21 protein-coding genes are annotated in these 26,239 nt (G+C 68.5%); 10 read left to right on the top strand and 11 right to left on the bottom strand.

The genetic code is table 11. The annotated features are described in order from the left end of the window. Positions 1-339 (bottom strand): helix-turn-helix domain-containing protein, encoded by a 339-nt coding sequence (locus QHF89_RS06565; protein ID WP_170229226.1) that lies wholly within the window; start codon positions 337-339, stop codon positions 1-3. A 279-nt stretch (positions 340-618) separates the two neighbouring features. Between QHF89_RS06565 and QHF89_RS06560 the strand changes: the two genes are divergently transcribed. Continuing rightward, complete coding sequence (locus QHF89_RS06560; RefSeq protein ID WP_136970991.1) at positions 619-1,320, top strand: alpha/beta hydrolase; 702 nt, start codon at positions 619-621, stop codon at positions 1,318-1,320. Here QHF89_RS06560 and QHF89_RS06555 read toward each other — a convergent pair whose 3' ends face one another. From QHF89_RS06555 to QHF89_RS06545, 3 genes are all read right to left on the bottom strand, one after another. Further along, positions 1,321-1,701: a hypothetical protein gene (locus QHF89_RS06555; RefSeq protein ID WP_136970992.1), complete on the bottom strand. Its 381-nt coding sequence runs from the start codon at positions 1,699-1,701 to the stop codon at positions 1,321-1,323. 86 nt (positions 1,702-1,787) lie between these two features. Further along, positions 1,788-2,843 carry a hypothetical protein gene (locus QHF89_RS06550; RefSeq protein WP_136970993.1) on the bottom strand — a complete coding sequence of 352 codons (1,056 nt, stop codon included), beginning with the start codon at positions 2,841-2,843 and terminating at the stop codon, positions 1,788-1,790. 54 nt (positions 2,844-2,897) lie between these two features. Continuing rightward, on the bottom strand, positions 2,898-3,284 hold the full coding sequence (locus QHF89_RS06545; RefSeq protein WP_136930546.1) for a DUF423 domain-containing protein: 387 nt from the start codon (positions 3,282-3,284) through the stop codon (positions 2,898-2,900). Positions 3,285-3,378: 94 nt separating this feature from the next. On the opposite strand from QHF89_RS06545, the gene QHF89_RS06540 reads away from it, so the two are divergent. The 5 genes from QHF89_RS06540 (at position 3,379) to QHF89_RS06520 (ending at position 8,870) form a co-directional block, all read left to right on the top strand. Then, positions 3,379-5,172 carry a hypothetical protein gene (locus tag QHF89_RS06540; protein ID WP_136970994.1) on the top strand — a complete coding sequence of 598 codons (1,794 nt, stop codon included), beginning with the start codon at positions 3,379-3,381 and terminating at the stop codon, positions 5,170-5,172. Between the two features lie 50 nt (positions 5,173-5,222). Continuing rightward, positions 5,223-5,597, top strand: a complete 375-nt coding sequence (locus tag QHF89_RS06535) for a cupin domain-containing protein (protein WP_136970995.1) — start codon at positions 5,223-5,225, stop codon at positions 5,595-5,597. 47 nt (positions 5,598-5,644) lie between these two features. Then, a complete protein-coding gene (locus tag QHF89_RS06530; protein WP_136970996.1) occupies positions 5,645-7,288 on the top strand; it encodes a DUF255 domain-containing protein in 1,644 nt (547 codons plus the stop codon). 120 nt (positions 7,289-7,408) lie between these two features. Further along, positions 7,409-7,984: a hypothetical protein gene (locus QHF89_RS06525; protein WP_136970997.1), complete on the top strand. Its 576-nt coding sequence runs from the start codon at positions 7,409-7,411 to the stop codon at positions 7,982-7,984. Between the two features lie 4 nt (positions 7,985-7,988). Beyond that, positions 7,989-8,870 (top strand): hypothetical protein, encoded by an 882-nt coding sequence (locus QHF89_RS06520; protein ID WP_136970998.1) that lies wholly within the window; start codon positions 7,989-7,991, stop codon positions 8,868-8,870. Positions 8,871-8,877: 7 nt separating this feature from the next. Here QHF89_RS06520 and QHF89_RS06515 read toward each other — a convergent pair whose 3' ends face one another. From QHF89_RS06515 to QHF89_RS06500, 4 genes are all read right to left on the bottom strand, one after another. After that, a complete protein-coding gene (locus tag QHF89_RS06515; protein WP_136970999.1) occupies positions 8,878-9,831 on the bottom strand; it encodes an NAD(P)-dependent alcohol dehydrogenase in 954 nt (317 codons plus the stop codon). An 18-nt stretch (positions 9,832-9,849) separates the two neighbouring features. After that, a complete protein-coding gene (locus tag QHF89_RS06510) occupies positions 9,850-10,197 on the bottom strand; it encodes a hypothetical protein (RefSeq protein WP_136930539.1) in 348 nt (115 codons plus the stop codon). 59 nt (positions 10,198-10,256) lie between these two features. Beyond that, the gene (locus QHF89_RS06505) at positions 10,257-11,651 is read right to left on the bottom strand and encodes a PAS domain-containing protein (RefSeq protein ID WP_284720158.1); all 1,395 of its coding nucleotides are present in this window, start codon (positions 11,649-11,651) and stop codon (positions 10,257-10,259) included. A 200-nt stretch (positions 11,652-11,851) separates the two neighbouring features. Beyond that, a complete protein-coding gene (locus tag QHF89_RS06500; protein WP_136971001.1) occupies positions 11,852-13,240 on the bottom strand; it encodes a PAS domain-containing protein in 1,389 nt (462 codons plus the stop codon). Positions 13,241-13,551: 311 nt separating this feature from the next. Here QHF89_RS06500 and QHF89_RS06495 point away from each other — a divergent pair, with 311 nt between their 5' ends. From QHF89_RS06495 to QHF89_RS06480, 4 genes are all read left to right on the top strand, one after another. Then, positions 13,552-16,008, top strand: a complete 2,457-nt coding sequence (locus QHF89_RS06495) for a GcvT family protein (RefSeq protein WP_136971002.1) — start codon at positions 13,552-13,554, stop codon at positions 16,006-16,008. 71 nt (positions 16,009-16,079) lie between these two features. Next, positions 16,080-19,751, top strand: coding sequence for a hypothetical protein (locus QHF89_RS06490; RefSeq protein WP_136971003.1), 3,672 nt, complete (start codon positions 16,080-16,082; stop codon positions 19,749-19,751). Between the two features lie 52 nt (positions 19,752-19,803). Continuing rightward, complete coding sequence (locus tag QHF89_RS06485; RefSeq protein WP_136971004.1) at positions 19,804-20,388, top strand: TetR/AcrR family transcriptional regulator; 585 nt, start codon at positions 19,804-19,806, stop codon at positions 20,386-20,388. 83 nt (positions 20,389-20,471) lie between these two features. Next, complete coding sequence (locus tag QHF89_RS06480; protein ID WP_136971005.1) at positions 20,472-21,584, top strand: aldo/keto reductase; 1,113 nt, start codon at positions 20,472-20,474, stop codon at positions 21,582-21,584. 29 nt (positions 21,585-21,613) lie between these two features. Here the strand turns inward: QHF89_RS06480 and QHF89_RS06475 are convergent, their stop codons facing one another. The 3 genes from QHF89_RS06475 to QHF89_RS06465 all read right to left on the bottom strand — a co-directional run bounded on the left by QHF89_RS06475 (position 21,614) and on the right by QHF89_RS06465 (position 26,218). Then, positions 21,614-23,299, bottom strand: coding sequence for a mechanosensitive ion channel family protein (locus QHF89_RS06475; protein WP_136971006.1), 1,686 nt, complete (start codon positions 23,297-23,299; stop codon positions 21,614-21,616). A gap of 14 nt (positions 23,300-23,313) precedes the next feature. Further along, positions 23,314-24,714, bottom strand: a complete 1,401-nt coding sequence (locus tag QHF89_RS06470) for a family 2B encapsulin nanocompartment shell protein (RefSeq protein WP_136971007.1) — start codon at positions 24,712-24,714, stop codon at positions 23,314-23,316. 97 nt (positions 24,715-24,811) lie between these two features. Next, positions 24,812-26,218, bottom strand: coding sequence for a family 2B encapsulin nanocompartment shell protein (locus QHF89_RS06465; protein WP_136971008.1), 1,407 nt, complete (start codon positions 26,216-26,218; stop codon positions 24,812-24,814). Between the last annotated feature and the right edge of the window lie 21 nt (positions 26,219-26,239).

Raw genomic sequence — 26,239 nt, 5'->3', positions numbered from 1 at the left:
TCAGGCCTTGCCCGCGCCGCGCGCCGAGAGCTCCCGCCGGAGCTTGGGCAGCTCTTTCTTTCCGATCTTGGTGCGGATGATGTCGGCGATGCGACCACGCTCGTCGTCCTCCGGGAACGTGAGCAGATCCATCGGCAATACGTCCAGCCCTTGCGCGATGCGCACGAGCGTCTCGATCGTGATCGCCGCGAGCCCGTGCTCGATGCTGGAGAGGTGCCCCTTCGACAGTTGACCGACATCGGCAACGTGCTGAAGGGACAGACCGCGTTCGAGGCGCAGCGCGCGGATGCGCGCGCCGACCTTGGCTGCGGCGGGAGAAGGTATGGTGCGTCTGGGCATGATGTTACGATGCCACAACATCGCTCCGGCGACAAACGAAAGTTTGGCGGCGCGTAGTGGGGACCACGCGTGGCGCAGGGGCTGCGCCACCCCGGTGCGCGTGCGGCGGACGGATCGAGAACGCCTCGAATCGACCGAAGTCGCAAAGCTCGGGCGTGGGCGGACGTCCTCCACACACGGATAACGGCCGAAGGCGCGCCCGCCACGCGTGCTCGGGCGGAGCGGCCGTGCCTCTTGCGGGTCGCGGCGCATGCACCACATGCCTTCGGGGAGATCCCCATGACGCGCGCTGCACGGAAGCTCGATCCGCGTGACCTCGGCCGATTGCAAGCCCGCCCCACGCCCGGCCCCCGCGACGAGGCCCAGCGCGGCGACAGGCCGCTCGGCCTCGGCGACAAACGCGACGGGATCCTCTTCCTCCCGTCGAGCTACGATCCCGCCCGCCCGGCTCCGCTGATGCTCTGCCTGCACGGCGCGGGCGGCGAGGCCCGTCATCGCATCGATCCCATTCGCCCGGAGGCGGAGCGCGACGGCGTCATCCTCGTCGCACCCGATTCGATGGGCTCGACCTGGGACCTCTTGCGCGGCGGCTACGGCCCCGACGTCGCCCGCATCGATCGCGCGCTCACCGCCGCCTTCCATTGCCTCGCCGTCGACCCGACGCGGATCGCGATCGAGGGGTTCTCCGATGGAGCCTCGTATGCCCTCTCCCTCGGCCTCACGAACGGCGACCTCTTCCGGTTCGTCTTCGCGTTTTCCCCCGGATTCATGCGGCCGCTCACGCAGGTGGGGTCGCCCGAGATCTTCATCAGCCACGGCGTGAACGACCGCGTCCTGCCCATTCGATGCAGCCGGACCCTCGTCCCCACCCTCGAATCCGCGGGATACACCGTGACGTACCGCGAATTCGACGGGGGGCATTCCGTCCCCCAGGGTATGCTCCGGGAGGCGATGGATGTCCTCCAAGGGGCGACGACGTGATCAGTGCCGCCTTCGGTTCGTCTCGAACCCGCCGACCATGATGGCGTGGTCGAGCGGCTCGGCGCGGCCGAACGTCTCGGCGCGCGCCTTGTCCGCGCAAGGGCCGCAGAGCAGCACCTTGCCCACGTCGACCGCTTCGTACAGGCGAACCTCCCCGAGCACCGCGCAGGTATGACAAGCGCCCACGCCGCGGACCGCCCCGCTCCGCCGGGAGGCGAGCGTGGGGAGAGAATGGCGCTCGGCGGGCGCGTGAGGCCTCGCCATCCCCACGGGGGCGCGCTCGGGCATCGGCGCGACGCGGGCTTTCCCGTTCGGACCGACCTTCACGAGTTTCCGCGCCTTGCCCTCTCCGGCGGCGCTCGTGGGTGCGTGCCGCTTCATCCGTTCCTCGAAGCGGATATACAGAAGCCCCCGGGGCCTGTCCAGACCGGACGCCCCGGAGGCTCCTTCACACGGCGGCGCGTGTGCTAGCGAATCGTGGACGCCTTCCGCTTCCGGGCCACGCGCCTCCGCCGCGCGAACGTCGCGGCGGCGAGCACGAGCGAGCCGAGGAGCAGCGGGGAGGCGCCGCCTGCGGCCGTGAGCGAACAGCCGCCGTCGACATCGTCACCGCTCTCGTCCGATCCGCACTGCGACTCGCCCCAGACGGCGTCCTTCTTCTCGAGATAGTCCGAGCAGGCAAAATGCTCGCTGCTGCTGGTCGACGCGAGCATTGCGTTGATCGCGTCCTGCTTCGAGATCTTGGGCACGTCGAGCCCGCAGGAGAGCTCGACGGATCCAGCCGTGTCGAGCTGCACCGCCGCGTACGAGGAGGTGTTTTCCGTGATCCCGACGAGCACCGGAACACCGACTTTGGTACCTGCGTTGTAGACCTCGATCGTATCGCCCACCATCGGGGAGGTGGAGGCAGCACCATGGAGGGCGTCGACCTTCGCGGTGGCCCTTCCACTTCCATCCCCCATGACGGTCGTCAGGGTCGCCTCGGCCACGGCGACGACATAGAAACCGTTGCTCTGGCAGAAGCAGGCGTCGGCCTTGCTGACGAAGCAATACGACGGCTGGATCCGGGCCGCCTCGGCCGCCGTAAGCCCGGCCCGATCGAGCCAGGCGCGAAGCACGGCGTCCCCCTCGATCTCGCGGACGAAGGCGTTGTTCGCCGACCGGGCCACGCGCGCGACGAGATCGGCCTCGCCGGTCGCCTCGATGAGGTGCGCCATCGCGCAACGCGTCCCGAAAGCGTCGACGAAATAGGGCATGCGGATCCCGGGGAAATCGAGGTTCCGCGGGAAACGCCCGGTGCGGGCGTACCGCTGGAGCTCGGCGATCAGGCCCGCGCGGGCCGCGCGTTGGTCGGGGGACAGGTGGCTCGTGTCGCGCGCGCGGAGCTCGGCGAGGACCGCGCGAAAATGGGCGACGAGGCGCGCTTTCTCCCTGGCGAGCGGGGAACGCCCGTGGCGCAGCGTGGCACGCCGGCGGGCAGCGGGAGACGAGCGACGAGACGTGGAGGTCAAAGCGAAGATCATTCTAGCTCCTTCGGGGCGCCCATCCGCGCCCGGCGCCGCCGCGTCTAGCAGGAGTCATGCCGTCGCAAAAAGAGCATTCAACGCAATGGCGAGCCAGCCGGCGAGCAGCAGGAGGCCGCCGAGGGGCGTGACGGCGCCGAGCACGCGGCGGCCGGTCAGCGTCATGACGTAAAGACTGCCTGAGAAAAGAATGATACCGCCGAGGAAGAACCAGGGCGCGAGGGCGCTGCCTTCCTTCGTGGGCGTGGGGTGCAAGGCCGTGAGGCCTATCGCGAGGGCGTGGAGGAGGTGATATTGGGATCCGGTTTGCCACCAGGTGAGGCGCTGCTCGGCGTCCGGGAACTGCGTGACCCATTTCTTGAGCCCGTGCGCCCCGAACGCGCCGAGCGCGACCCCGACGAAGCCGACGACGCCGGCGAGCAGGAGGGAGAAACGTTCCATGCGCAGAGCGTGACGCGCGTGTCGCGATCGTGCACGAGCCGGGAGGGACGAAAGTACCTGGGACGGAGCGGGTCTGTCGAAGTATGCTGCCCCGATGAAGCGCCGCGCCGCCCTCCCCTTCGCCGTCGCCCTCGTGCTCGCGGCCTGCGCGCCCACGCAGTGGAGGAGCGCTCCGCCGTGCCTCAGCGGTTCGGTCCCTGAGGTCGGGCGTCCCGTCCCCGACGAGATGTTCGCCCTGATGCGGCGCGAGCGGGACCGAGCCGCGCGCGCGCCGCTGCTCATGCAGGCCCACATCCGCGAGACGATTCCCACGCTTTTCCCCGACGTCAGCGACCTCCTCCTCGCGCCGCCCTGTGCCGAGGAGCTCGAGGCGGAGAGCGCGGCGACGTTCGACGAAAAACCCCTCGTGTTTTCGCGTTCGCTCGTCGCGCGCATCCGCACCGTGCACGACGCCGAGATCCTGATGGCGCTCGCCAAGCGGGACGAGGCAAGCATCACCGCGTATGAGCTCGGCCCGGACGAACCCGGGCCGCGCCCGCCGAAATCCTTCGTTCGGTATCTCGCGCTCGCCAGCATTCCCGCCTATTGGGTCGTCGACAACGTCCCGGAGGGCCGGCGGCTCCTGCTCGATCGGGTGCGTACGAGCAAGGACGCGCGCGAGCAGCTCCTCTTGCACGGCGCGGCCTCCGCCGTCTATTCGCAGATGTTATGGGGACATCCCGAGCGCGCGGTGGGCGACGAGGGGCCGGTGATCTTCCGCGGCCTGCTCCCCGAAGTGAAGCGGAGGCTCGAAGGGCCGGCGGAGGCGGACTCGCTGGAGCTCGTGATCCTGCAAATCAACGATCTGGGCGCCTTCGGCGTGCGGTTTGGCCTGGAGCGGGAGGCGCGGGCGCTCGTGAACGGGATCCTCGCGGCGAAAGGCGAGGTGCCGCTGACGCGAGGCATTCCGGGCGCGACGCGTGATCTCGCGGAGGCGGCGCGCGCGGCGCTTTTTGATCTCGACACCCCCCAGAAATCGACCAGCGCGGCGGATCTGCCGCGTCCGCGACGAGAACAATTCGATGCCCATGCAGAGGCGCGCTCCGTCGAGCCCGCGGGCGGCAGGGTCCCGGAGGCCGCCGCGCTCGCCCGCGTGCGCGAGCTCGACAAGGAGCTCGAAACGCTGCGCTTCAACGCGCCGCGCTGCTACGTGCTCAAAGAGCTGGGCCACTGGATGCCGGCGGCCGAGGCGTCGCGGCGCTTCGACGCCTTCATCGCGCCCATCTTCGAGGGGGAGCGGATTCGCCTCGATACCGAGACCGTTTGCCGCATGCGGGTCGCGCTCGGCCTCCACGGGGTGGACGAGGCGCGACGGGTCGCGCTCCTCGAAAAGCTCCTCACAGCGAAGCCCGCGCAAGTCGGCCCGCGGGATCGGAGCCGCGACGAACATGGCCCGGCCATCGCCTACCCTGCCAACGAGCAGCCCTTGTGGATGGCCGCGGCGGGCGAGCTGCTCGCGCACCCGGAATGGATCGAGCGGCACGCCGAGGTGCGCGCCTGGCTCGAAGAAAAGGCCCTCGCGCCCATCCCGCTCGACGCTGCGACGGCAGAGGTGTGGACATACTTCCAGCCCTCGTTCGAGCGTGTGATCACGTTCCACGCCTCCGGCGCGCCGGGCGCGTCGATGGATACGGCGCGCGCGATTCTACGCGGCTACATGCAGCCGATCGACCCGGCGGATCAGAAAAAGATCTCCCACATCTACTTCGGCGAGGTATCGAGGGCACGCATGCGCGCGCTCGGCGAGTACGGGAAGCTCGTCGGGCTCGTCCCGGAGGTCACGGCGTACCTCGAAGAACGCAAAACGGATCGCACGGCGGCCCTCGCGCTCTACATGCTGAACCTCTAGCGCTGTCCGACGAACGACAGTAGCATCCCGCCCCAGGAGGAAGCCCTCGCATGACGGACCAAGCCAAGTACAACATCAACCTCGACGTGAAATTCCAGCATCTCGAACGCATCGACGTTCCCGCCGTCGTCGCCGCGTGCACGGAGACGTGGCAAAACCGAACGCTGACGCAGGTCAATGGCAGCGTGGTGCGGCTCGGGGTGATCGAGGGCGATTTCCACTGGCACAAGCACGACGACGATGACGAGTTTTTTTTCGTCCTCGAAGGCAAGCTCCTCATCGATCTGGAAGATCGGACAATCGAGCTCGGGCCGCAGCAGGGCGTGACGATCACGAAGGGCGTGATGCATCGGCCGCGGGCCCCGGGGAGGACCGTCATGCTCATGGTCGAGACGACGGCCATTCAGCCCACGGGCGATCCGTGAAGGCCCCGGCGGATCCGCCACGCGGGGCCGCGCGTACGTGGGGCGTGATGCGACGTCTTTTGCTTCCCGCCCTCGTGCTCGTCCTCGGCTGTAGCGCGACGCCCCAGGCACCCCAGGTCGCCCCGCGCGGGCTCGTGCGCGCAGGGACGCCGGACGCGGTGAACCTCGCGCTCGCGCGGGCCAAGGAAAAGAACCAGCTCTTCACGTGGCATTCGTTTTCGCCGGAGACCTTCGCGCGCGCCCGCGCCGAGCGGAAATTCATCCTCCTCGACGGCGCGGCCTCGTGGTGCCATTGGTGCCACGTGATGGACGAGACGACGTACCACGACGAACGCGTGGGCCGTCTCCTGAACGAGAAGTTCGTCGCCATTCGGGTCGACATCGACGAGCGCCCGGACATCGGCGAACGGTATGTCGACTGGGGCTGGCCGGCGACGATCCTGCTCTCGCCCGACGCCGAGGAGATCGGCAAATACCGCGGATACCTGCCGGCGGACGAGCTCTTGCCCATCCTCGAAGCGATTGCCCAGGCAGACGCGGAGGGCAGCGGCAAAGCACCGGATCCAGCGCGAATCGTGCCCTCGCCCGAGGCCATGCCGTGGATCGCCGCGCGCGTCTCGATCGACATGGATCGTTATTTCGACCGGGAAGAGGGGAGCTGGGGCGACTTTCAAAAGTCCCCGCTCGGCGCGAACGTGCTCTTCGAGCTCCGGCGCGCGGGGCACGGGGACGACCTCGCGCGCAGGCGCGCCGTGTTTACCCTGGAGAAGCAGCGCGCGATCCTCGACCCGGTCTGGGGCGGCATCTACCAGTATTCCGCGGGCTCGACGTGGGCCGAGCCCCATTACGAGAAGCTGATGCCGTACCAGGCGGCGAACCTCGAAGCCTACGCCGCCGCGCACAAGGCCACCGGCCGCAAGGAGTTGCTGGAGGACGCCCGCGGGATCGCGCGGTACCTGTCGACCTTCCTGTCGAACGCCGAAGGCGCGTTCCTCGTGAGCCAGGACGCGGACGTGGGCGCGCACGAACCGGGAAAACCGTTCATCGACGGGGACGTGTATTATCGCCTCGACGACGCAGGGCGGCGCAATCTCGGGGTTCCGCGCGTCGACGACCACGTGTACGCCTACGAGAATGGGCTCGCCATCGCGGCGATGTGCATGCTGTTCGAGGCGTCAGGCGACAAGGACGTGCTCGCACGGGCGGAGCGGGCCGCGGCCCTCGTGACGGCGAGCCACGTGGGGACCGACGGCGCGGTCGAGCATGACGCAAAGGCGCGGTCGCCCGTGCATTACCTCGCGGACGCCGCCGGGTTGGGCCGGGCGCTCGTGCGGCTCTTCGAGGTCACGCAAAACGCGGCGTACCGCGAGGCGGCGCTGCGGATCGCGGACGCCATGGAGAAGACGCTCCTCGACACCACGACGGGGGCGTTTTTCGCGCACACGAACGATCCTTCCGCCGTGGGGGTGTTCGCGCGGCGCGAGCGTCCGTTCGCGAGCAATACGCTCGCCGCGCGGTTCCTCGCGGGGCTCGGCCGGATCACGGGGGATCAAACGTTTGGCGCGCGCGCGAAGAGGACCCTCGGGGCCATCGCGAGCCCCCGCGGGGTGGCGGAGCAGGGCCGGATGGTCGGGGAATTCTTGCTCGCGCTCGATGAGGCGGGCGTTTTTCCGTGGCCGGGCGCGCGCTGACGGAACCGCGGGGGCCCCTGTGGGTCTTGCAGGGACGAGCGGGCTCGTGGAACACTGCGCCGCCGCTTCGTGGCAGGAGGACGCGTGAAGCCCTCGATAACATCCATCCCCGTCGTTCTGATGTTCGCTGCCTCGGGCTGCGCGAGCGCGCCACCGTCGCCGCCGCCCGTCGCTTCCCCACCGCCTGCGAATGCGACGGCTGTGCAGGAAAACCCAACGGTCGAGCCCTCGCCGCCGCCTCCGCCCCCCGCGGCCAAGCCGAAGGTCTTCGGGTTCCGGGATTTTCTGTCCATTGCAGGCGTGCGCGCGGGAGCCACGCTCGACGACATCGAGGCGGCCTGGGGCAAGGGGGAACGGACGAAGGACAAGATCCGGTACAAGGACGGGCCCACGGTGTCGGTCATGCCCTCGGGGGGATTGATGATCGACGTCCATCTGGCCGCGGCGGACTGGGTGAAACGGTACGCAGACGGGCCGCTATCCATCTGGGGAAAAACCTGCGAGGAGGCCGCCGACGCGCTCGATTTCACCGATGTCGTGGGCGGTTATACGACCTGCAAGCATTACGAGAAGGACCTGTTCCTCGACGTAACCCTCATGTGCGGCCAAGGCCACGTGAACACAGTCGCCGTCGTGTGGTATCCGTTCGCCCCGGGCAGCGCTCCCCATCCGCTGCCGCCGGATCATTGCAACTGATCCCTTGAATCCCCAAGCCGTACTCGATCTGCTCACCGTGCTCGCCGATGGCTCGATCCCGGCGGACGAGCGCCTCACGCAGGCAATCGGCGCGGGGAGCATTCCTGCCTCCGTGCTCCTGCGTTTCGCCTGCGATTGTGCCGACCGAGCCCTGGAGAAGGAGCGGGAAGCGCGGCGCGAGCCCGAGGTGTCGAGCGTGGAGGCGGTCCGGCGGACGCGGCAATGGATCGAGGGTCAATGGCCCTGGAAGCCGACGCCGAACGAAGACAAACCTTCCCCCGGCGGGCCCTTCGGCAGCATCGCCATGGCCGACGCCATGCTGGCGCGCAATCTGTCCCCGGCGCGGGTCCTCGCGGGCGTCGGCGCAGAGGCGCGCCGGGTCGTCGAGGCATGGGAGGCCCGCGCGCCGGCGGCCGCTGCCGAGGCAGCCGCGCTCGTCGCGGAGGCGGCCGCCGAAATGGCCGAGGCCGAGGCCGAGGCCGAGCACGCGTGGAAGGCCGAGGAGAGCTGGACGAACGTCGAGCTCGATGCCGCCATGCAAGCGGCCGCGGCCCGGGGACCGGGCGCCTGGGCTGCGAAATCAGAAATGGATTCGGGGGCCATCGCGGCCCGGTTGTCTCGACGACGGAAGGCAGCGGCGAGCCGCGCGGCCGTGGAAGTGTCGCGCCTCGCCGCGACCCGCGCGGCCGAGGACGCGGCAACGTCGATTCCCGAGGAAACCTCGGCCGGCTTCACGTCGTGGTTTCGATCCCTGTGGACGCCGCGGACCCCCTCGCCCGATCCCGTGGCGGCCCGCGCTCGGGCCGAGCAGGCCCGCTGCGAGGAGTACGCCTGGCATGTCGCGCGTCTCTGCGCATTGTTGGCGCAGGACGAACCAGAACCCTAAAATCGATTCAGGGGACGAGCAGGAGCTTGCCGACGACCTTGCCGGCGCGTGATCGGACATGCGCCTCCTCGGCCTCCGCGAGCGGGAGTTTCGCCTCGATGATGGTCTCGATCTCGCCCTTCGCGAGCGCCGCGACGAGCGGCGTGAGGCTCGCGCGCGTGGGTTTGCCGAGGAGCGTCTTCGTCCGGCGCGAGAACAAGAGCGAAGGATAGTCGGCGGGCCGGATGACCACGAGGCCGAGGAGCCCCGTCGCGTTCAAGAGCTTTCGGCACGCGGACGAGGAGTACACCGCAGAGCCGATGGCATTGAGCACGAGATCGAAGGGGCCGAGGCGGGCAGCGGCTTCGAGCGGGTCGCCTGCATTGTAGTCGATGGCCGTGGCGCCGAGCCGCGTGACGAGCGGCACGTTCCGCGCCGAGCACACGGCGGCCACGGTCGCGCCATACGAGCGGGCGAGCTGCAAAGCAAACAGCCCCACGCCGCCCGAGCCGCCGAGCACGAGGACCCGCGCGTCGGGCTGCGACGAAATGCCGGCCTCCTCGAGCCAGCGCCACGCCGTCACGCCGGCGACGGGGAGGCTCGCGGCCGCGTCGAAGGAGACCGACGCGGGCAGCTCGGCGCATTGATCGGCGCGCACGACAACCTCGTCGGCATAACTGCCGCGCTGGTTGCGCGAGAAATCGGTGCCGCCGACGATACGGTCGCCGACCTTGGGTGTCTCGACGCCGCTCCCGACCTCGACGACCTCGCCGGCGAAATCAATGCCGACGACGAGCGGGCCGGACGGGCCGATGATTCGCTGCGCCGTGCCGAGCGGGCCGCCCTCGCGCATTTTCCAGTCGACGGGGTTGACGCCGATGGAGCGGACGCGGACGCGGAGTTCGTCCGCGCGGAGCGGGCGCGAAGGCAGCTCGACGAGGCGCAGGGGTTCACGGGACGAACGGGAGGTCGCGACGATCATCGGCTCGTGTCCCCGTGGTCAGTTCGAGCTCGTGTCGAGGGAGCCGCTCGCGCGCCCCGAGGCGTCGACCGAATAACAGAAGGTGTTTTTCGAGGAGGAGAAGGGCATGCGGGTCACGCTGCCCTTGCAGGTCGAGGCGCCTTTTTTCCCCTCGAAACTCCAGTCGAAGAGCCCCGACGGCGAGACGTGGAGGTCGGTATAGCCCTCCTCCGCGAGGGAACCACGCACGCTCGAAAACCCCATGGCCCAGTAGAGCGGGACGCACAAGATCACGCCGCCTGCAATGAGGAGTTTCTTCCGGCGTTCCTTCGCCGCCGCTTGCTCGAGCGCGGCGATGTCGGGATCGTTCTGAAACGATGAGTCCATGACCTCGCGTACCACATCCACCCGATGTATGCGAGCAAATAGGGTTTCGATGGTGCACGTCACCCCGACTCGACACTGCGTGTCGGGCGGGGCAGCAAGGCGGCTCGGCGCGCGGCGCTGCCGTCCTCGGTGAGCTTTCGAATCGCGAAGGCGAGGCCGTCGCGCAAGGTCGCCAGCGTGCGCACGCGCGAGATGTCGAGGCCGAGGGAGACCATGGTCTGCGCGACGTTCGGGCGAATCCCCGTGATGATTCCTTCTGCCCCGAGGAGGCGGACCGCGGTGATGATATTGAGCATATGGCCGGCCGTCGCCGTGTCGACGATGTCAACGCCCGTCAGATCGAGGATGGCGAAGCGCGCCTGCGTGCGCGAGACCTCGGCGAGGAGGTCGTCCGTGACCCGCGCCGCGCGCTTGCTGTCGACGACGCCGACCATCGGCAGCGTGAGGACATGGTCCCATACCTGGATGATCGGGGTCTCCAGGTTGAAGATGACCTCCTGCTGCCGTTGAATGAGGGCGAGCTTCGCTTCGAGCTCCACCTTGGCCTGGTGCGCCTCGGTGACATTCAGGCTCAGGCCAAGGACACCCGAGGCCTTTTTGTCGTCCTCGCCGAACGGAATGACCCAGTTGTCCCAGACGGCGCCGTTCATGTGCGAACGATCGTGCGCCGCGCTGCCCAGGAGGGCGCGCTGCACGAGGTGATCGCCCGGGGAGATGTCGAAGATGTTTTTTCCGAGGAGCGTGCCCCGTTCGAACCCGGCCGACGCGCAGCCCTGGCCGTCGTGAAACGTGAATGCTCCTGTCTCGTCGGTCGCCCATACGACGACGTCGAGGTGATCGAGGAGGCTCTGGAGGATCCGCGCCATGCGAAGCATCTCCTTCTCGGCGGCGAGCCGCTCCTCCTCGGCGCGGAGCCTTTGCTCGCGCTCGGCCTCGTAGCGCCTTCTCTCCCCGAGGTCACGGCAGACGACCACGGCGCCGCAGATGTCCCCGTCAGCGTCGCGGATTCCGCGCGCCACGCATTCGACGAACCTGCCCCCCGGCAGCCGCTCGCTCCGCACGAAGAGCTCGATGGCGTCGGCGCTGTCGCCCTGCAAGGCCCGGACGAGGGGCATTTCGTGCGCCGGGACGAGGGTCATGCCGTCCGGCTGATAAAGACCATATCGCAACGACCACTCCCCGGGGGCCGCCTCGCTCGACCGTTCCCCGAAGATCGCGGTCGCGGCGGCATTAAAATGGATGAGGCGCCCATCGCGGTCGCAGATCACCACGCCGTCCGCGAGGCTTTGAATCGCCGCGCGGAGGAGGCGTGTTTCGCCGTCCTGGTCGAAAGGGCTCGCCTCGTGGTGGTATCCATTCGTCTCGGCCGACGCCGGTAGAGCCAGACGAGCTTCGAGCTCGGCGACCCGCGCGCGCAATTCCGCGCACTCCTGTTCATAGGCAATCAACGACACGCTGTCCTCCCCCCTCTGTCCCACACGAAACGCGTCGTGGAGCAGACTGTCGTTCACGTTATCTGCGAATTATGTCGCTGCGTCAACGGACTGACGTGCCAAAGATGAGCCTACCCCGACATTCATGCGCGGCCCGCAAGTCGGGAGAAGCCTGATTCAACGATACCTGCGACGACGGGAGGAATGCGAGGGAGCGGGATTCAGAGGGCCTTCGGGCTGCGGGTCGGCCGGGGAAGCGATCCGGCTCCATGCGCGGCGCCGGAGGATCCAGCGAGTTCTCGAATCGCGAACGAGAGGCCGTCGCGCAAGGTCGCCAGCGTGCGCACACGCGAAAGGTCGAGGCCGAGGGAGATCATGGTCTGCGCGACGTTCGGGCGAATCCCCGTGATGATCCCTTCGGCGCCGAGGAGGCGAACGGCGGAGATGATATTCAGCATGTGGCCCGCCGTGGCCGTGTCGACGACGTCGACGCCCGTCAGATCGAGGATGGCGAAGCGCGCCTGCGTGCGCGAGACTTCGGCGAGGACGTTGTCCGTGACCCGCGCGGCGCGCCGGCTGTCGACGACGCCCACCATCGGCAGCGTGAGGACGCGGTCCCATACCTGGATGATCGGGGTCTCCAGGTTGAAGATGACCTCTTGCTGTCGTTGAATGAGGGCGAGCTTCGCCTCGAGCTCGAGCTTGGCCTGGTGCGCCTCGGTGATGTTCAGGCTCATGCCGATGACGCCCGCGGGCCTGCCGTCATCGTTCACCGGAATGGCCCAATGCTCCCAGGCGACCCCATGCGCGCCGTTGCGATCGTGCTGGGGGACGCCCGCGAGGGCGCGGTGGATGAGCAAGTCGTCGGGGTATACGTCGCGGGCGTCCTTTCCGACGAGCGCGCCCCGCGCGAGCCCCGCCGCTTCGGCGCCGCGGCCGTCGTGAAACGTGAAGACGCCTTTTTCGTCGGTCGCCCATACCACGATGTCGAGGTGCTCGAGCAGGCTCTTCAGGATGCGCGCCATGCGAAGCCGCTCCTTCTCGGCGGCGAGCCGCTGCTCCTCGGCGCGGAGCCGCCGCTCGCGCTCGACCTCGTAACGCCTGCGCTCGCCGAGGTCGCGGCACACGACGACGGCGCCGCAGATGACGCCGTCCGCGTCGCGAATGCAACGCGCGGAGCATTCGATGTACATGCCCGCCGGCAGGCTCTCTCGTCGCACGAAGAGCTCGATGCGGTCGACGTTCTCCCCCCGAAGCGCGCGATGGGAAGGCAAATCGTTCGTGGGGACGAGGGTGACGCCGTCCGGGAGAAAAAGGCCGTATCGCGTGGACAGCTCCTCGGAGGGGACATCACTCGACCGCTCGCCGAAGATCTGCGTCGCCGCGGCGTTGAAGTGGATGGTCCGGCCATCGCGGTTGCAGATCACGATGGCGTCGGCGATGTTATGGATCGCTGCGCGCAGGAGGCGCGCCTCGGCATCGGGGTCGGAAGGGACGGCTTCACGACGGTGGCCATTCATCACCACGGGCGATCGAACGGAGAGGCTCGCCTCGAGCTCGGCGACCCGCGCGCGGAGCGCCGCGCACTCGTTTTCCATCGGAAGATACACGCTGTCCTCCCCCTTCTGACCAGGCGGATCCGAGCGCCAATTGAATCACCCTACGAACACGATGCGCGTACGTCAACGGATTGGCGCGCCGAGCACAGAATCGTCGGAACGGTACGTCCTGCGATTCCGGGCCGCGTCGAGGTCACGGACCGGTCCCACTTGCCGGCTCGTCGCCCGCGTGAGCCGTCAGCCGACTTCGGCACACGCACGTGGGCGACACCACATTATTGACGCTGCCTCCGGGTGAGAATCGTCACGTTCCGTATCGATGGGCTTGGACGCGGACGACGGTTTCAGGCATGAGGCACGCCATGTCCGTACCGGTTCTGCCGAAGCGCGCGCGTGTCGTCGTCGTCGGTGGCGGCGTCATTGGCTGCTCCGTCGCTTACCACCTGGCTCACATGGGCTGGAAGGACGTGGTCCTGCTCGAACGGGACCGCCTGACCTCCGGCACGACCTGGCACGCCGCCGGGCTCATCGTGACGTTCGGCTCGACGTCGGAGACGTCGACGGAGATGCGCAAGTACACGCGTGATCTCTACACCCGCCTCGAAGCGGAGACGGGCCTCGGCACCGGGTTCAAGCCGGTCGGATTCATCGAGGTCGCGGCGGATCCGGACAGGCTCGAAGAGTACCGGCGCGTCTCGGCGTTCAACCGCCACTGCGGCGTGGACGTGCACGAAATCTCGCCCTCGCAGGTGAAGGAGCTCTTCCCGCTCGCGCGGACGGACGACATCCTCGCCGGCTTCTACGTGAAGGAGGACGGCCAGGCGAACCCGGTCGACATCACGATGGCGCTCGCGAAGGGCGCCAAGATGCAAGGCGCGACGATCCTGGAGAACGTGCCCTGCACGGGCGTGATCACGAAGCGCGGCGCCGTCGCGGGCGTGCAGACGCCGTTCGGCGACATCGAGGCCGAGTACGTGGTGAACTGCGCGGGCATGTGGGCGCGGCAGCTCGGCGCGAAATCGGGCGTCAACATCCCGCTGCAATCGGCCGAGCATTATTACCTCATCACCGCCAAGATCCCCGACCTGCCGAAATCGATGCCCGTGCTCGAAGACCCGGGCTCGTACGGGTATTACCGCGAGGAGGTCGGCGGCATGATGGTGGGCCTCTTCGAGCCCCTCTGCGCGCCGTGGAAAATCGAGGGCGTGCCGGATGATTTTTCCTTCGGCGAGATCACCCCGGACTGGGACCGGATGGGTCCTTATGTCGAGAGGGCGATGCGGCGCGTGCCGGTCACGCTGGAGGTGGGCGTCCGCAAGTTCTTCTGCGGCCCCGAGAGCTTCACGCCCGACCTCGCGCCTGTCGTCGGCGAGGCGCCGGAGATCAAGAATTACTTCGTCGCCGCGGGCCTGAACTCGATCGGCATCCTGACGGGCGGCGGGCTCGGGCGCGTGCTCGCGCACTGGATCATCAACGGCCGGCCCGACGTGGACGTCACGGGGATGAACATCGACCGGCTGCACACCTACCAGGCGAACCCCGAATACCGCCGCACGCGCACGGTGGAGTCGCTCGGGATGGTCTATCAATGCCATTACCCGACACGCTCGATGCAGACGGCGCGCGGCGCGAAGACCTCGGCCATTCACGATCGACTCGCAGCCCAGGGCGCCTATTTCAAGGACGTGAGCGGGTGGGAAGGCGCGGACTGGTATGCGCCGCCCGGCACGCTCCCCAAGGTGGAGCGCCTCTCGTGGGGCCGGCAGAGCTGGTTCCCGTCCTGGGAAGCCGAGCACCGCGCCTGCCGCGAGGGCGTGATCCTCATGGACATGTCGTTCATGGCGAAATTCCTGGTGCAGGGCCGGGACGCGGGGAAGCTGCTCGATTACATCTCCGCGAACAGCGTCGACGGCGCGCCGGGCGTCATCACGTACACGCAATGGCTGAACGCCGGCGGGACGATCGAGGCGGACCTCACGGTCACGAAGCTCGACGACGAGCGTTACTGGGTCGTCGCCTCGGACACGGCGCACCGGCACGCGCTCACCTGGATGCGCCGGCACACGAAGCCGGACATGCACGCGTTCGTGACGGACGTGACCTCGGGCTATGCGCAGATCAACATCCAGGGGCCGCGCTCGCGTGAGCTCATGCAAAGGGTGACCTCCGAGGACATGTCGAACGAGGCGTTCCCGTTCCGCGCCGCGCGGGAGATCGACATCGGGTTCGCCCGCGCGCTCTGCGTGCGTATCACGTACCTGGGCGAGCTCGGCTATGAGCTCTACATCCCCACGGAGCAAGCCACGCACGTCTACGATCGCCTCGTCGAGGCGGGCAAACACGTGGACCTGAAGCACGCCGGGCTCAAGGCGCTGGCGAGCCTCCGCATGGAAAAGGGCTACCGCGATTACGGCCACGACATCGACAACACCGATTCGGTGCTGGAGGCGGGGCTCGGCTTCGCGGTCGATCTGAAAAAGGCGGATTTCCTCGGTCGGGACGCGGTGCTCGCGAAGAAGGCCGCTGGGCCGCTCACGCGCCGGATCGTGCAGGTGCTCGTGAAGGATCCCGAGCCCTTGATGTTCCACGCCGAGGTCGTGCGTCGCAATGGCAAGCCCATCGGCTACGTGCGCGCCGCTTCGTACGGACACACGGTCGGGGGCGCCGTCGGCCTCGTCATGGTGGAGGCCGGCGAGCCCGTCGACGCGAAGTACCTCGAAAACGCCACGTGGGAGGTCGAGATCGCCGGCAAGTCGTACCCGGCCGTCGCCTCGCTCAAGCCGCTCTACGATCCGGAGGCGAAGCGCGTGAAGGCGTGAACGCCGGAAACGTGTGAGCGGGCCAAGCATCCTGGTTGACGGCGGGGCGCCGTTTGTCTCTCCTAGGCGCCATGGCCGCGATCGAACAACTCGCAGAGGGCGTCAGCACGGTCGACGAGCTCCTCGCCGAGCCGCTCCTGGAGCCGGATCCTGAACGTGAAGATTGGGCCCAAGCGCGCCCGCGTGTCGTGTTCGTCCGCGACGCGGTGGAGCGGGACGTGCTCTCGCAGCTCGACGACGCGCTCTTCGCCGCCGACGACGAACTCGCCCCGCGCATCAAAGGCCGCGTGGCCGTCCTGCTCGGCGACGTCGCGGGCCTGAAAGCCGCGAGCGGCGATCTGGACGGGGCGCGGCGCCTGCTCGGCAAGGCGGCCCCGCTCGCGCAGACGCCCGAGGCGCGGGCCGAGCTCGAAGCAGCCGCGGAGGAGCTCCCGGTCTTCGCGCGGCTCACGCATGCGCGGTGGCTCCAGCGCGCGGGCCATTTCAAGCGGGCCGATCGAGCCCTCGCGCAAGCCCGCCGGCAGGTGAAAAGCCGGGCGCTGCGGGATGCCCTCCGCGAGGTGGAGAAGGCCCCACGACCACTCGAACGCGCGCCGACGCTCTTCACGCTGAACGGCATCGGCTTCCGGCTCTACGGCGAGCGCGACCCCTGGCCCGACGGCTCGTACGTCGCGACGTACTGCTTTTGCGTGGTGTTCATCCCGATCGTGCCCGTCGCCGCCTACCGCGTCCGGCAGGTGAGCACGATGAGCTACCAGTTCCTCGCGAAAGAACCGCTCGGGCCGATCGCGAAGGTTTGGCGGGGCGTCGCCCTGCTCGGGACGCTCGGCGTGGTGGCCTCGGTGGCCGTGACGAGTTACCTCGACTCGCCCACGCGCAAGGCGTCCGTCGCGCTCGCGGAGGCGCGCGAGGCCGAGGCGAAGGGGGATCCCGAGGGCGCGCTCTCGCAATACCGGCTCGTGCTCGGGACCTATCCCGGCGAGGTCGACGTGGACGAGGTCGCCGCGTCGATCGTGCGCCTCGTGACGGCGGAAGACGTGCACGAGCCGGCGACGGTGGCGTCCCTCGAAGCGATCAGCCGGGTGATGAACGCCTTCTACGAGCTGCCGGCCGACGCGCGGGACGGCAAGGCCGCGGTCTTGCTCGCAGAGCGGCTCTCGGCGTTCGCGGATCAGATCGGCGAGGATACGCCGGAGAAAGCGGCCGCAGCGCTCACCGTGCTCGACATGGCCGCGCGCGTGAGCGAGGGGCGCGCAGAGGCGGCGGCGATCACGGCGCGGCGCGCGCGTCTCCGGAAAAACCTCGCCGACGGAATGGCGGAGAGCCGGCCGCTCGGCGCCCTGCGCCATTACGTGGCGCTCGGGGATGCGGCCTCGATCGAGGCGGCGAAGAAGATCCTCGACAGCTTCGGGCCGGCGCCGTCGCTCTGGATCGAGGCGGAGACCGAAGTCGAGGCGTGGGCGGAGCTGGCCTCGAAACAAGGCCAGGCGGACGGCGCGGCCGACGTGAGGGCGCGCCTCGAAGAAGCTCGGAAGAAGCTCGCGGAGGATCGGGCGATCCTCGAAGCGAACGACGAAGTGGCGCTCGTGGTGGCGATCGTGCAGCGAAAGGGGCACCAGGAGCTCGCCGTGGGGATGGCCGCGGGGCAGCGGAGCCGCGGCGAGACGAAGTCCGCATTGAAGCTGCTCGGCGGGCTCGGTGCGCCCGGCCGGCTCACGGCGCTGGCGCAGCAGGCGCTCGCCGATACACACGCCGAGGCGGGGGCGCTCGACAAGGCCGACGAGATCCTCACGGCCCTCGTGAACGAGCGCCTCTCCGACTTTCAGGAAGCACAACGCGCGTTTCGCGCGGCGAGCTTGAAGGTCCAGGGCCGCATCGAGGCCGATCTGCGCGCCGGGAAGGTGCCGAGCGAGCTTCTATCGAAGCTTCAAGGCGCGACCGAGGCGCGGGAGCGAGAGCTCATCCAGGCCTACGTCGCCGAGCAATTCCGCAAGGACCCCACGCTCGCGTCCATGCAGGACACGCTCCTGCGGCACGAGGCGGTGATCCCCGCGTCGATCTCGCTCGGCATGATCAAGCTGCGGCGGGCCTCGACGACGACGGGCGACACGCAGCGGGCGCTGCTCGAACAGGCAGAGCGCGCGTTCCTCGCGTTGCGCGGCGAGGCGGCAGGGGATCCGCTCTATCACCTCGGCCTCGGGCAGGTCTATCACCGGCTCGGGCGCGCCGCGGACGGCGACGCGGAGCTCGAAGGGCTCCTCCAGAAGAAGGACCCCACGCTGTCCATTCGCGTCGCGAACGCCTATCGCGAGCTCGGCCTGGAGCCCAAAGCGCGGCAGGTGGTGGAGGCCGTGTACAACGACACCAGCGTGGAGCAGGACAAACGCTACGTCGCAGCCTCGCTCCGCGCGAACATCTCGACGAGCTTCGAAGATCGCGCGAAGTGGCTAGGTCTCGCCGATCCGAACTCGCCGTACGTCAAGGCGCAGCTCCTGCAGGTGAAGGGCGCGCGCGCGGTTTCGCAGGGCAACCTCGCGGAGGCCGATCGGGCCTTCGCCGAGGAAGCGGCGTTCCACGAGAAGGACGCGGCGCGGGACGCGTCCTCGGCGAACAACGCGGCCATCGCGCACGCCGGGCGTTACCAGGCGACGGGCGACGTCGCCCACCTGCGCGCGGCCGTGAAGGGCTTGGAGACCGCCGTGCGGCTCGAAGGCGACAGCGCGATCTTGCTCGGGCACCTGGCGGACGCGCTGGATCAACTGGCGATCCTGAGCGTGCTCGATCGATGGGTGGACACGCGGGCCTTGCGGCTCGACGCCAGCGACGCGTGGCAGCTCGCGCGGGCGATGCTCGAAGGACCACTCCGCGCGGAGATCCTCGCGGCGCTCGAGAAGGACGCGAACGAGCGGCGCGCGCTCTCGGTCTCGCGAACGGAGCAGGTCCTCGCGCCGCAAAAGGCCTCGGCGTATCGTCGCGAGCTCGATTGGCTCAGCCTGCGCGGGGACGGCAAGGGCCTCGGGGAGCTCTCGGCGCGGCTCCAGGCGTTGCCGCCGTTCGACGCGCAAAACACGGCGGCGGCGCGGGCGACGTGGCTCGCGGAGGAGCAAGACGCGGAGCTCGCCAACGCCACGAAGCGCGAGGCAGAGGTCTGGCGCAGCCGCATCCAGGAGCTGGAGAAGTCCCGAAAGGCGCCCACCGCGGCGGCGGCGTGGTTCACGCTCGGGGACCTCTTGTGGTTGCGGACGATGGTCGACAGCTCCGTGGAGAACGTCGACGAGATGGCGAAGGCCTACCGGCGCGCGCACGAGCTCTGGCCCGAGGGCATTCCGGCGCGGTCGTTCAGCGCCGGCCTCGCCGCCGTGGCGATCGGCAAGGCGCGGGCCGCCTCCCCTGCCCTCGCGAAGGCGTGGGAGACCGAGCGCCGGCAGTTCTCGACCCTGCTGATCGCTCACCGCGCGAGCCTCGGACCGGACGCGGCGGAGGTGCTCGCGGCGTTGCGCAAGCAGCCTGAATTCGCCGAGGCGGCGACGCTGCGGCGAGGCAAGCTCGACGGGCGGCCGGAGCTCGCGGACTGGATCCTCGCGCGCCTCGCGGGCGACGCGGAGCTCGAAAAGGAAGCCGAGAACGTGTTCGATTGGGACGTGGCGCGCCACCGGGTGGAGATCGATGCGCGCATGTATCCCGGGCAGCCGCAGGAGCAACTCGAACTCGGGTTGGTTCGCTCGCGGGGAAAAACGCCCTAGCGGCCCGATGTTTGACAGATCAGTCCAGAACGTGTAGAGGGTGAGGACACGCATGGCCCGCCCGAAGGAGTTCGACCGCGACGAGGTGGTGAAGCGGGCCATGGCCGTCTTCTGGGAGAAGGGGTACGAGGCGACGTCGACGGAGGATCTGCTGCGCGCGATGGGCATCGGGCGCCAGAGCATGTACGACACGTTCGGTGACAAACGCCGGCTCTACCTCGAAGCGTTGCAGCGGTATCAGGCGGAGAGCGGCGCGCAGCTCATCGAGCGCCTGCAGGCCGAGGAATCACCGCTCACTGCGATCGAGCAGGTCTTGATGGCCGTCGCCGCCGAGACGCCCGCCGAACGCGCGCGGGGATGCATGTACGTGAGCTCCATCGTGGAGCTCGCGCAGAAGGATCCGGAGGTCGCGTCGCTGGCGAGGTCCGGCACGATCCTCTGCGAGACCGCGTTCGAACGGATCGTGCGTGAAGGAAAGCGCAAGGGCGAGATCACTCCCTGCGTCGACGAGCGGAAAGCCGGGCGGTTCCTGCTCGCCACGGTGCAAGGCCTGCGGGTCATGGCGAAAGCCGGATCCACACCGGAAACCCTCCGCGACATCGCCGCCGTCGCGCTCACCTCCCTGAAAGCTCGGTAGTCCCTGCGGGCGCGCGCGGAGGCGCGCGTCCGCGTGTTCGTTCGCTTCATTCTGGACAGTTCAGTCAACCAAGGAGTCCGCTGATGTCTCTCGATCGCTACTATCTGCTGGGCCGCTCGGGCCTTCGTGTCAGCCGCCTGGCCCTCGGGACCATGACGTTCGGCACCGACGGGGCCTGGGGCGCGTGGGGTTCGACGGAAAAAGCCGCCCGCGCCGTCTTCGACCGCTATCTCGACGCAGGCGGCAACTTCCTCGACACCGCGGATCTCTACACGCGCGGGACGAGCGAGACCCTGCTCGGCAAGTTCATCGCCGAGCGCGGGGCGCGGGATCGGGTCGTTTTGACCACCAAGTACACGTACGGCCTCGACCCGGGAAACCCGAACGCCGGCGGAAATGGCCGCAAGAACATGATACGCGCGGTGGAGGCGTCGCTCCGGCGGCTCGGGACCGATTACATCGATCTGTACCTCCTGCACACGTGGGACCGCCTCACGCCCGCCGAGGAGGTGGTGCGCACGTTCGACGACCTCGTGCGCGCCGGGAAGATCCGTTATGCCGGGCTGTCCGACGTGCCTGCCTGGTATGCCGCGCGCGCGCAGACGTTCGCCGAGGCGCACGCGCTCACGCCGTTCATCAACCTGCAGCTCCAGTATTCGCTCGTGGAGCGCCACATCGAGCACGAGTTCGTGCCGCTCGCGCAGACGCTCGGAATGGGCATCACCGCGTGGAGCCCGCTCGGCGGGGGCCTGCTCTCCGGCAAATACCGGCCGAGCCAGGGGCGCGGCGAGGGCGAGGGGCGGCTGACGAAGGACGAGGCCGGCAGCAAGCTCGGATTGTTCACGGAGCAGAATTGGCAGATCGTCGCGGCCGTCGAGAAGACGGCGAAGGAGCTCGGCCGCAGCATGGCGCAGGTGGCCTTGAACTGGACGGCGACACAGCCGGGCATCGGCTCGGTGATCCTGGGCGCGACCAAGCTCGCGCAGCTCGAGGACAACCTCGCCGCGCTCGATTTCGAGATTCCGGCCGAGCTGCGCAAGGAGCTCGATCAAGCGAGCGCGCAGCCGCTGCCGTTCCCCTACAAGATGTTCGGGGACGCGTATCAGAAGCAACTCCACGGCGGGGCTGCCGTGGGCGACAAACCGGTCGGGTACACGCCGCCGGTGTGGACGGGCAATCCCGCCATCGCGGGCTGAGCGCCGACGGAGCCTGCGGCTGGGGGGGGTCAGTCGTCCTGCGACGGAGAGAAAGGCGTGATGGGCGTGGACTCCTCGATCTCTCGCTTGGGCGGGGGGCCCACGCGGAGGTTCGAGTCGATCAGGACAGCCCGACGCGGGCGCGGCGCGCTGACCTGGGCCTTGCAGAGCGCCTCCACGACGCGGTTTCGCAGCGCGTCGTTCGTCTCCTTGTTCTCGCCGGGCGGCACGCGCGCGCTGATACGCAGGACGATCGAGCCCTCGTTCAGCTCCTCCACGCCGACCTCCACGTTCGCAGGAGCGCCCGTCCGCGCCTCGACCTCCTTTTCGGCGATGCTCGTGAGGAGCGCACGCACCCGCGACACGTCCTCTTCATAAGGCACGTGCACGTCGACGACCGCATTCACGTACGAGCGTGAATGGTTCGCGACCTTGCGCACCTCGCCGTTCGGAATCGAATGAAGCACGCCGAGCTCGTCGCGGATCTTCGTGATCCGAACGCCGATCTCCTCCACGCGCCCCTGGATGCCGCCGATCTCCACGAGATCCCCGACGAGAAGCAGGTTCTCGAAGAGGATGAAAAAGCCGGCCACGATGTCACCCACGAACGTCTGCGCGCCAAAACCAATGGCGACGCCGATGACGCCGGCGCCGGCGAGCAGCGGCGTGGGGTCGATCGAGGCCTCGCGGAGGCCCATCACGAGCGCCGAGAAATAGATCGCATACCGCACGAAGCCCAGGGCCACAGGGACCAGGGTCTTTCGTTGCTGGAGCGTCTGCGGGTTCGCCTCGGCCACCTTGCCGAGGAAGAGGTCGTTGATGAGCAGGACGGCGAGCTCGACGAGGACCCGGCTCGCATAAAAGATCGCGATGATCCGGATCCCGACCCGACCCGCCTGGGAGAGCCACGTATCCGGGGTGAGCGCATCCGCGACCCACGTCGCCGCCGTCAGGTAGACGCAATAATCGACGACCCGCTTCGTGATCCCGAGCAGGTGCGAGAGGTTCCCGAGGTACCGGAGCGGGCTCTCGAGGCGGGCGAGCCGCGTGGAGTTGTCGAAGATGACGTCGAGGAGGAGGTATCCGATGCCCGTCGCGAGGCGGCTGAGGTAAAACGCGCCCAGCGTGTAGGTGGCGAGCAGGACGGTGCGCTGCGTGCCCGGCGCGAGCTCGAGCTTCGCGGCGATGAGGACCGCGGAAGCGCCGAGGACGACCACGCGCAACGCTTTGCGCAGGCGTACCGTGACCTCGGCGACCGGCTCGCGCCGCTTGTCGAGCCACTCCGAGCGCGCGACCGCCTGCCCCAGCCCGTCGGCGAGCCCACGGGCGAGGGCGTCGACGAAGAGCGCGCCGAGGGCAATGCCGGCCGCGGTGAGCAGCCGCATCTTGGCGAGCGCAGGATCGTCCCCGGCGAGCGCGACGAGCGCGTTCTTCGCCACGTCGAGGGCGCGGATCCCGCGATACGTGGCGAAAAACGCGCCCGCCATGAGCCCGGCCCCGACGAGCGCGACCCACACGAGCGCGCGACGACGCACGCGGCTCCGGAACGCCTTGCGCTCGTCCGCCGTGACACTCTCGAGCGTCGGCGAGCGCAAGACGAAGGCGTAAGCCCGATGAATCACCCTGACCACGAGCTCCGAGAGGAGCATGAGCATCACGATCGCGATGCACAGGGCGACGAGGTTGTGGAGCAGCAGGTCGAGTTGCAGGGTCATCGGGGTCGCCGCGGCTATCGCCCGATCTGGACGTTCTCCAGGATGCCGAGCGCGTCAGGGACGAGAACCGCCGCAGAGAAATACGTGCTCACGAGGTACGAAGCAATGGCCTTCTCGTCGGTGCCCATCTTGCGGGCCGAGACGCCGGGCTCGATTTCCTCGGGCAGGCCCGTGCGGTGGAGGCCGATGACGCCCTGATGCTCCTGCCCGGTGCGCATGACCAGGATGGAGCTCGTGTCGTCCGCGTGGATGGGGATCTTGTCGCTCGGCAAGATCGGGACGCCACGCCACGCCGCGACCTTGGCGCCGGCGAGCTCGACGCTGGTCGCGAGGACCCCGCGGCGATTGCACTCCCGGTGGAAGGCGGCGATCGTGCGCGGGTGCGCCAGGAAGAACTGCGATTTGCGGCGCCGGCACAGGATCTCGTCCATGTCGTCGGGCGTCGGGGGGCCGCTGCGCGTATGAAGGCGCTGCTTGAGGTCGGCGTTGTGCAGGAGGCCGAAATCGCGATTGTTGAGGAGCTCGAATTCCTGCCGCTCGCGCAGAGCGTTGACGGTCAGGCGGAGCTGCTCTTCGAGCTGATTCATCGGATCGTTGAAGAGATCCGAGACACGCGAGTGCAGCCGGAGGACCGTCTGCGCGACGCTGAGCTCGTATTCACGCGGCGCGGTCTCGTAATCGACGAACGTCCCCGGGAGCGTGTGCTCGCCGCTGTGACCGGCCGTGATCGCGATCGCCGCCTGCCCGAGTTTGTCCTGGGGCTTCTTGAGCCGCTCCTTGAGCGACTCGACATGCGCGTGGAGCGCCGGGGAGCGTGTGATCATCTCCTCGAACACGCGCTGCGGGAGCTCGAGCACGATGCACGGCGTGACGGCCCGGACCGAATACGTCCAGACATCGTTCGACTCGACGACGGACTGATCTCCGAAGTGATCGCCGTCCCCGAGCACGTCGAGGATCGTGTCGTCGCCGTACTTGCCCACGCCGAGCTTCTGGGCCTTCCCGTGCGCGAGCAGGAAGATGGTCTCCGCGGGCTTTCCGCGCTCGGCGATCAGCGCGCCGGGCTTGTACTCCCGCTGGATGAACCGGCTCGCCAGGGCGTCGAGCACGGCATCGTCCGAGAAGCCTTGCAGGAGAGGCAACTCGCAGAGCTCCTGCGGGATCACCTGCACCTTCGCCCCGATGTTGCCGAAGCTCAGCCGCCCGTCGCCGACCGCATAACTCAGCCGGCGGTTCACGCGATACGTGCCGCCCGTGACCTCGACCCAGGGCAACATCCGCAAGAGCCAGCGGGGCGTGATGCCCTGCATCTGCGGATGCGACTTGGTCGTCGTCGCGAGCTTCCGCGCCCCGAGCGTGCCGAGGCTCGAACGCTCGCCCTCGTTCCCGTTCCCAGGTTTTTCGGCGTTTGCCATGACGTACCTTTCCTTCTACGCGCTTCGGAGGGCAGAGCGCTCCGCGTATCCCCTGCCTCGTAGGCGGGGCACACGCGGAGCGCCTACCGCTCGCGGCTCATTCGTGGGCGCGACCGATCTCGACGCTCTCCAGGACGCCGAGCGCGTCGGGGACCAGCACGGCCGCCGAGTAATAGAGGCTGACGAGGTACGAGATGATGGCCTTCTCGTTGATCCCCATGAAGCGCACGTTGAGGCTCGGCTCGACCTCGTCCGGGATGCCGGCGTGGTGCAGGCCGATGACGCCCTGGTTCTTCTCGCCGGCGCGCATGAGCAGGATCGAGGTCGTCCGCGTATCGGAGACCGGGATCTTGTTGCAGGGGAAGATCGGCACGCCACGCCACGCCGGGACGTGATTGCCGTTCACCTCGACGCTCTGCGGATAGATGCCGAGGCGGCTGCACTCCTGGCCGAACGCCGCAATGGCGCGCGGGTGCGCGAGGAAGAACGTCGGCTCGCGCCAGACGGTGGCGAGGAGCTCGTCCATGTCGTCCGGCGTGGGCGGGCCACCGCGGGTGTGGATGCGCTGCTTGAGGTCGGCGTTGTGCAGGAGGCCGAACTCGTGGTTGTTGATGAGCTCGTGCTCCTGGCGCTCCTTCAGGGCCTCGATGGTCAGACGGAGCTGCTGCTCGGTCTGGTTCATCGGCTCGTTGAACAGGTCCGCGACGCGCGTGTGGATCTGGAGCACGGTCTGCGCCACGCTGAGCTCGTACTCGCGGGGCGAGGTCTCGTAATCGACGAACGTGCCGGGGAGGACAGGCTCACCGGAGTGGCCCGCCGAGATCTCGATCGCGGCCTCGCCCGTGGTGTCCTGCTTCTTCGAAGAGAGCGCCTTGAAGCTCTCGATGTGCTTCTTCAGCGACGGGTACTGCGCGACGAGCTCCTCGAAGACGTTCTGCTGGAGCGTCAGGATGGTGCACGCCGTGACCGCCTTGGCCGTGAACGTCCAGTAATCCTGCGTCTCGAGGAGCGCCTGGTAGCTGTAATGGTCGCCGTCCGCGAGGACCGCGAGGACCGTCTCGTCGCCGTACTTGCCCGCGCCGATCTTGTTGATCTTGCCGTGCGCGATGAGGGCGATGTGATCGGCCTCCTTGCCGCGCTCGGTGATGACCTCGCCGGGCTTGTATTCACGCTGCACGAAGCGGTTCGCCAGCGCGGTGAGGACCTCGATGTCCTCGTACCCGCGGAGGAGCGGCAGCTCGCAGAGCTCCTGCGGGATGACCTGGATCTTGGCGCCGGTGTTCGTGAACTCCACGCGCCCGTCGCCCACGGCGTAGCTCAGGCGGCGGTTCACGCGGTACACGCCGTTGACGTGCACCCACGGCAAGAGCTTGAGCAGCCACCGCGACGAGATGCCCTGCATCTGCGGCGCCGACTTCGTCGTCGTCGCGAGCTGCCTCGCGGCCGCCGTCGCGAGGCTCGTGAGCTGCTGATCGATCGAACCCGACTTCCCTGAGATAGACATGAGTCCCTCTTTCCCGGACGG

This window comes from Polyangium sorediatum (genome assembly GCF_029946465.1).
In the GTDB taxonomy this organism is placed as follows: domain Bacteria; phylum Myxococcota_A; class Polyangia; order Polyangiales; family Polyangiaceae; genus Polyangium; species Polyangium fumosum.
Note: the sequence above shows the minus strand (reverse complement) of the source record. Positions and strands in the feature narration are given on the sequence as shown.

What these genes read in the sequence shown, in the direction of transcription:
- QHF89_RS06475 (WP_136971006.1), bottom strand. Translation starts at nt 23,299, where the DNA reads ATGACCCTGCAACTCGACCTGCTGCTCCACAACCTCGTCGCCCTGTGC.
- QHF89_RS06480 (WP_136971005.1), top strand. Translation starts at nt 20,472, where the DNA reads ATGTCTCTCGATCGCTACTATCTGCTGGGCCGCTCGGGCCTTCGTGTC.
- QHF89_RS06515 (WP_136970999.1), bottom strand. Translation starts at nt 9,831, where the DNA reads ATGATCGTCGCGACCTCCCGTTCGTCCCGTGAACCCCTGCGCCTCGTC.
- QHF89_RS06510 (WP_136930539.1), bottom strand. Translation starts at nt 10,197, where the DNA reads ATGGACTCATCGTTTCAGAACGATCCCGACATCGCCGCGCTCGAGCAA.
- QHF89_RS06550 (WP_136970993.1), bottom strand. Translation starts at nt 2,843, where the DNA reads ATGATCTTCGCTTTGACCTCCACGTCTCGTCGCTCGTCTCCCGCTGCC.
- QHF89_RS06470 (WP_136971007.1), bottom strand. Translation starts at nt 24,714, where the DNA reads ATGGCAAACGCCGAAAAACCTGGGAACGGGAACGAGGGCGAGCGTTCG.
- QHF89_RS06495 (WP_136971002.1), top strand. Translation starts at nt 13,552, where the DNA reads ATGTCCGTACCGGTTCTGCCGAAGCGCGCGCGTGTCGTCGTCGTCGGT.
- QHF89_RS06540 (WP_136970994.1), top strand. Translation starts at nt 3,379, where the DNA reads ATGAAGCGCCGCGCCGCCCTCCCCTTCGCCGTCGCCCTCGTGCTCGCG.
- QHF89_RS06485 (WP_136971004.1), top strand. Translation starts at nt 19,804, where the DNA reads ATGGCCCGCCCGAAGGAGTTCGACCGCGACGAGGTGGTGAAGCGGGCC.
- QHF89_RS06565 (WP_170229226.1), bottom strand. Translation starts at nt 339, where the DNA reads ATGCCCAGACGCACCATACCTTCTCCCGCCGCAGCCAAGGTCGGCGCG.
- QHF89_RS06535 (WP_136970995.1), top strand. Translation starts at nt 5,223, where the DNA reads ATGACGGACCAAGCCAAGTACAACATCAACCTCGACGTGAAATTCCAG.
- QHF89_RS06555 (WP_136970992.1), bottom strand. Translation starts at nt 1,701, where the DNA reads ATGAAGCGGCACGCACCCACGAGCGCCGCCGGAGAGGGCAAGGCGCGG.
- QHF89_RS06530 (WP_136970996.1), top strand. Translation starts at nt 5,645, where the DNA reads ATGCGACGTCTTTTGCTTCCCGCCCTCGTGCTCGTCCTCGGCTGTAGC.
- QHF89_RS06560 (WP_136970991.1), top strand. Translation starts at nt 619, where the DNA reads ATGACGCGCGCTGCACGGAAGCTCGATCCGCGTGACCTCGGCCGATTG.
- QHF89_RS06465 (WP_136971008.1), bottom strand. Translation starts at nt 26,218, where the DNA reads ATGTCTATCTCAGGGAAGTCGGGTTCGATCGATCAGCAGCTCACGAGC.
- QHF89_RS06545 (WP_136930546.1), bottom strand. Translation starts at nt 3,284, where the DNA reads ATGGAACGTTTCTCCCTCCTGCTCGCCGGCGTCGTCGGCTTCGTCGGG.
- QHF89_RS06490 (WP_136971003.1), top strand. Translation starts at nt 16,080, where the DNA reads ATGGCCGCGATCGAACAACTCGCAGAGGGCGTCAGCACGGTCGACGAG.
- QHF89_RS06525 (WP_136970997.1), top strand. Translation starts at nt 7,409, where the DNA reads ATGTTCGCTGCCTCGGGCTGCGCGAGCGCGCCACCGTCGCCGCCGCCC.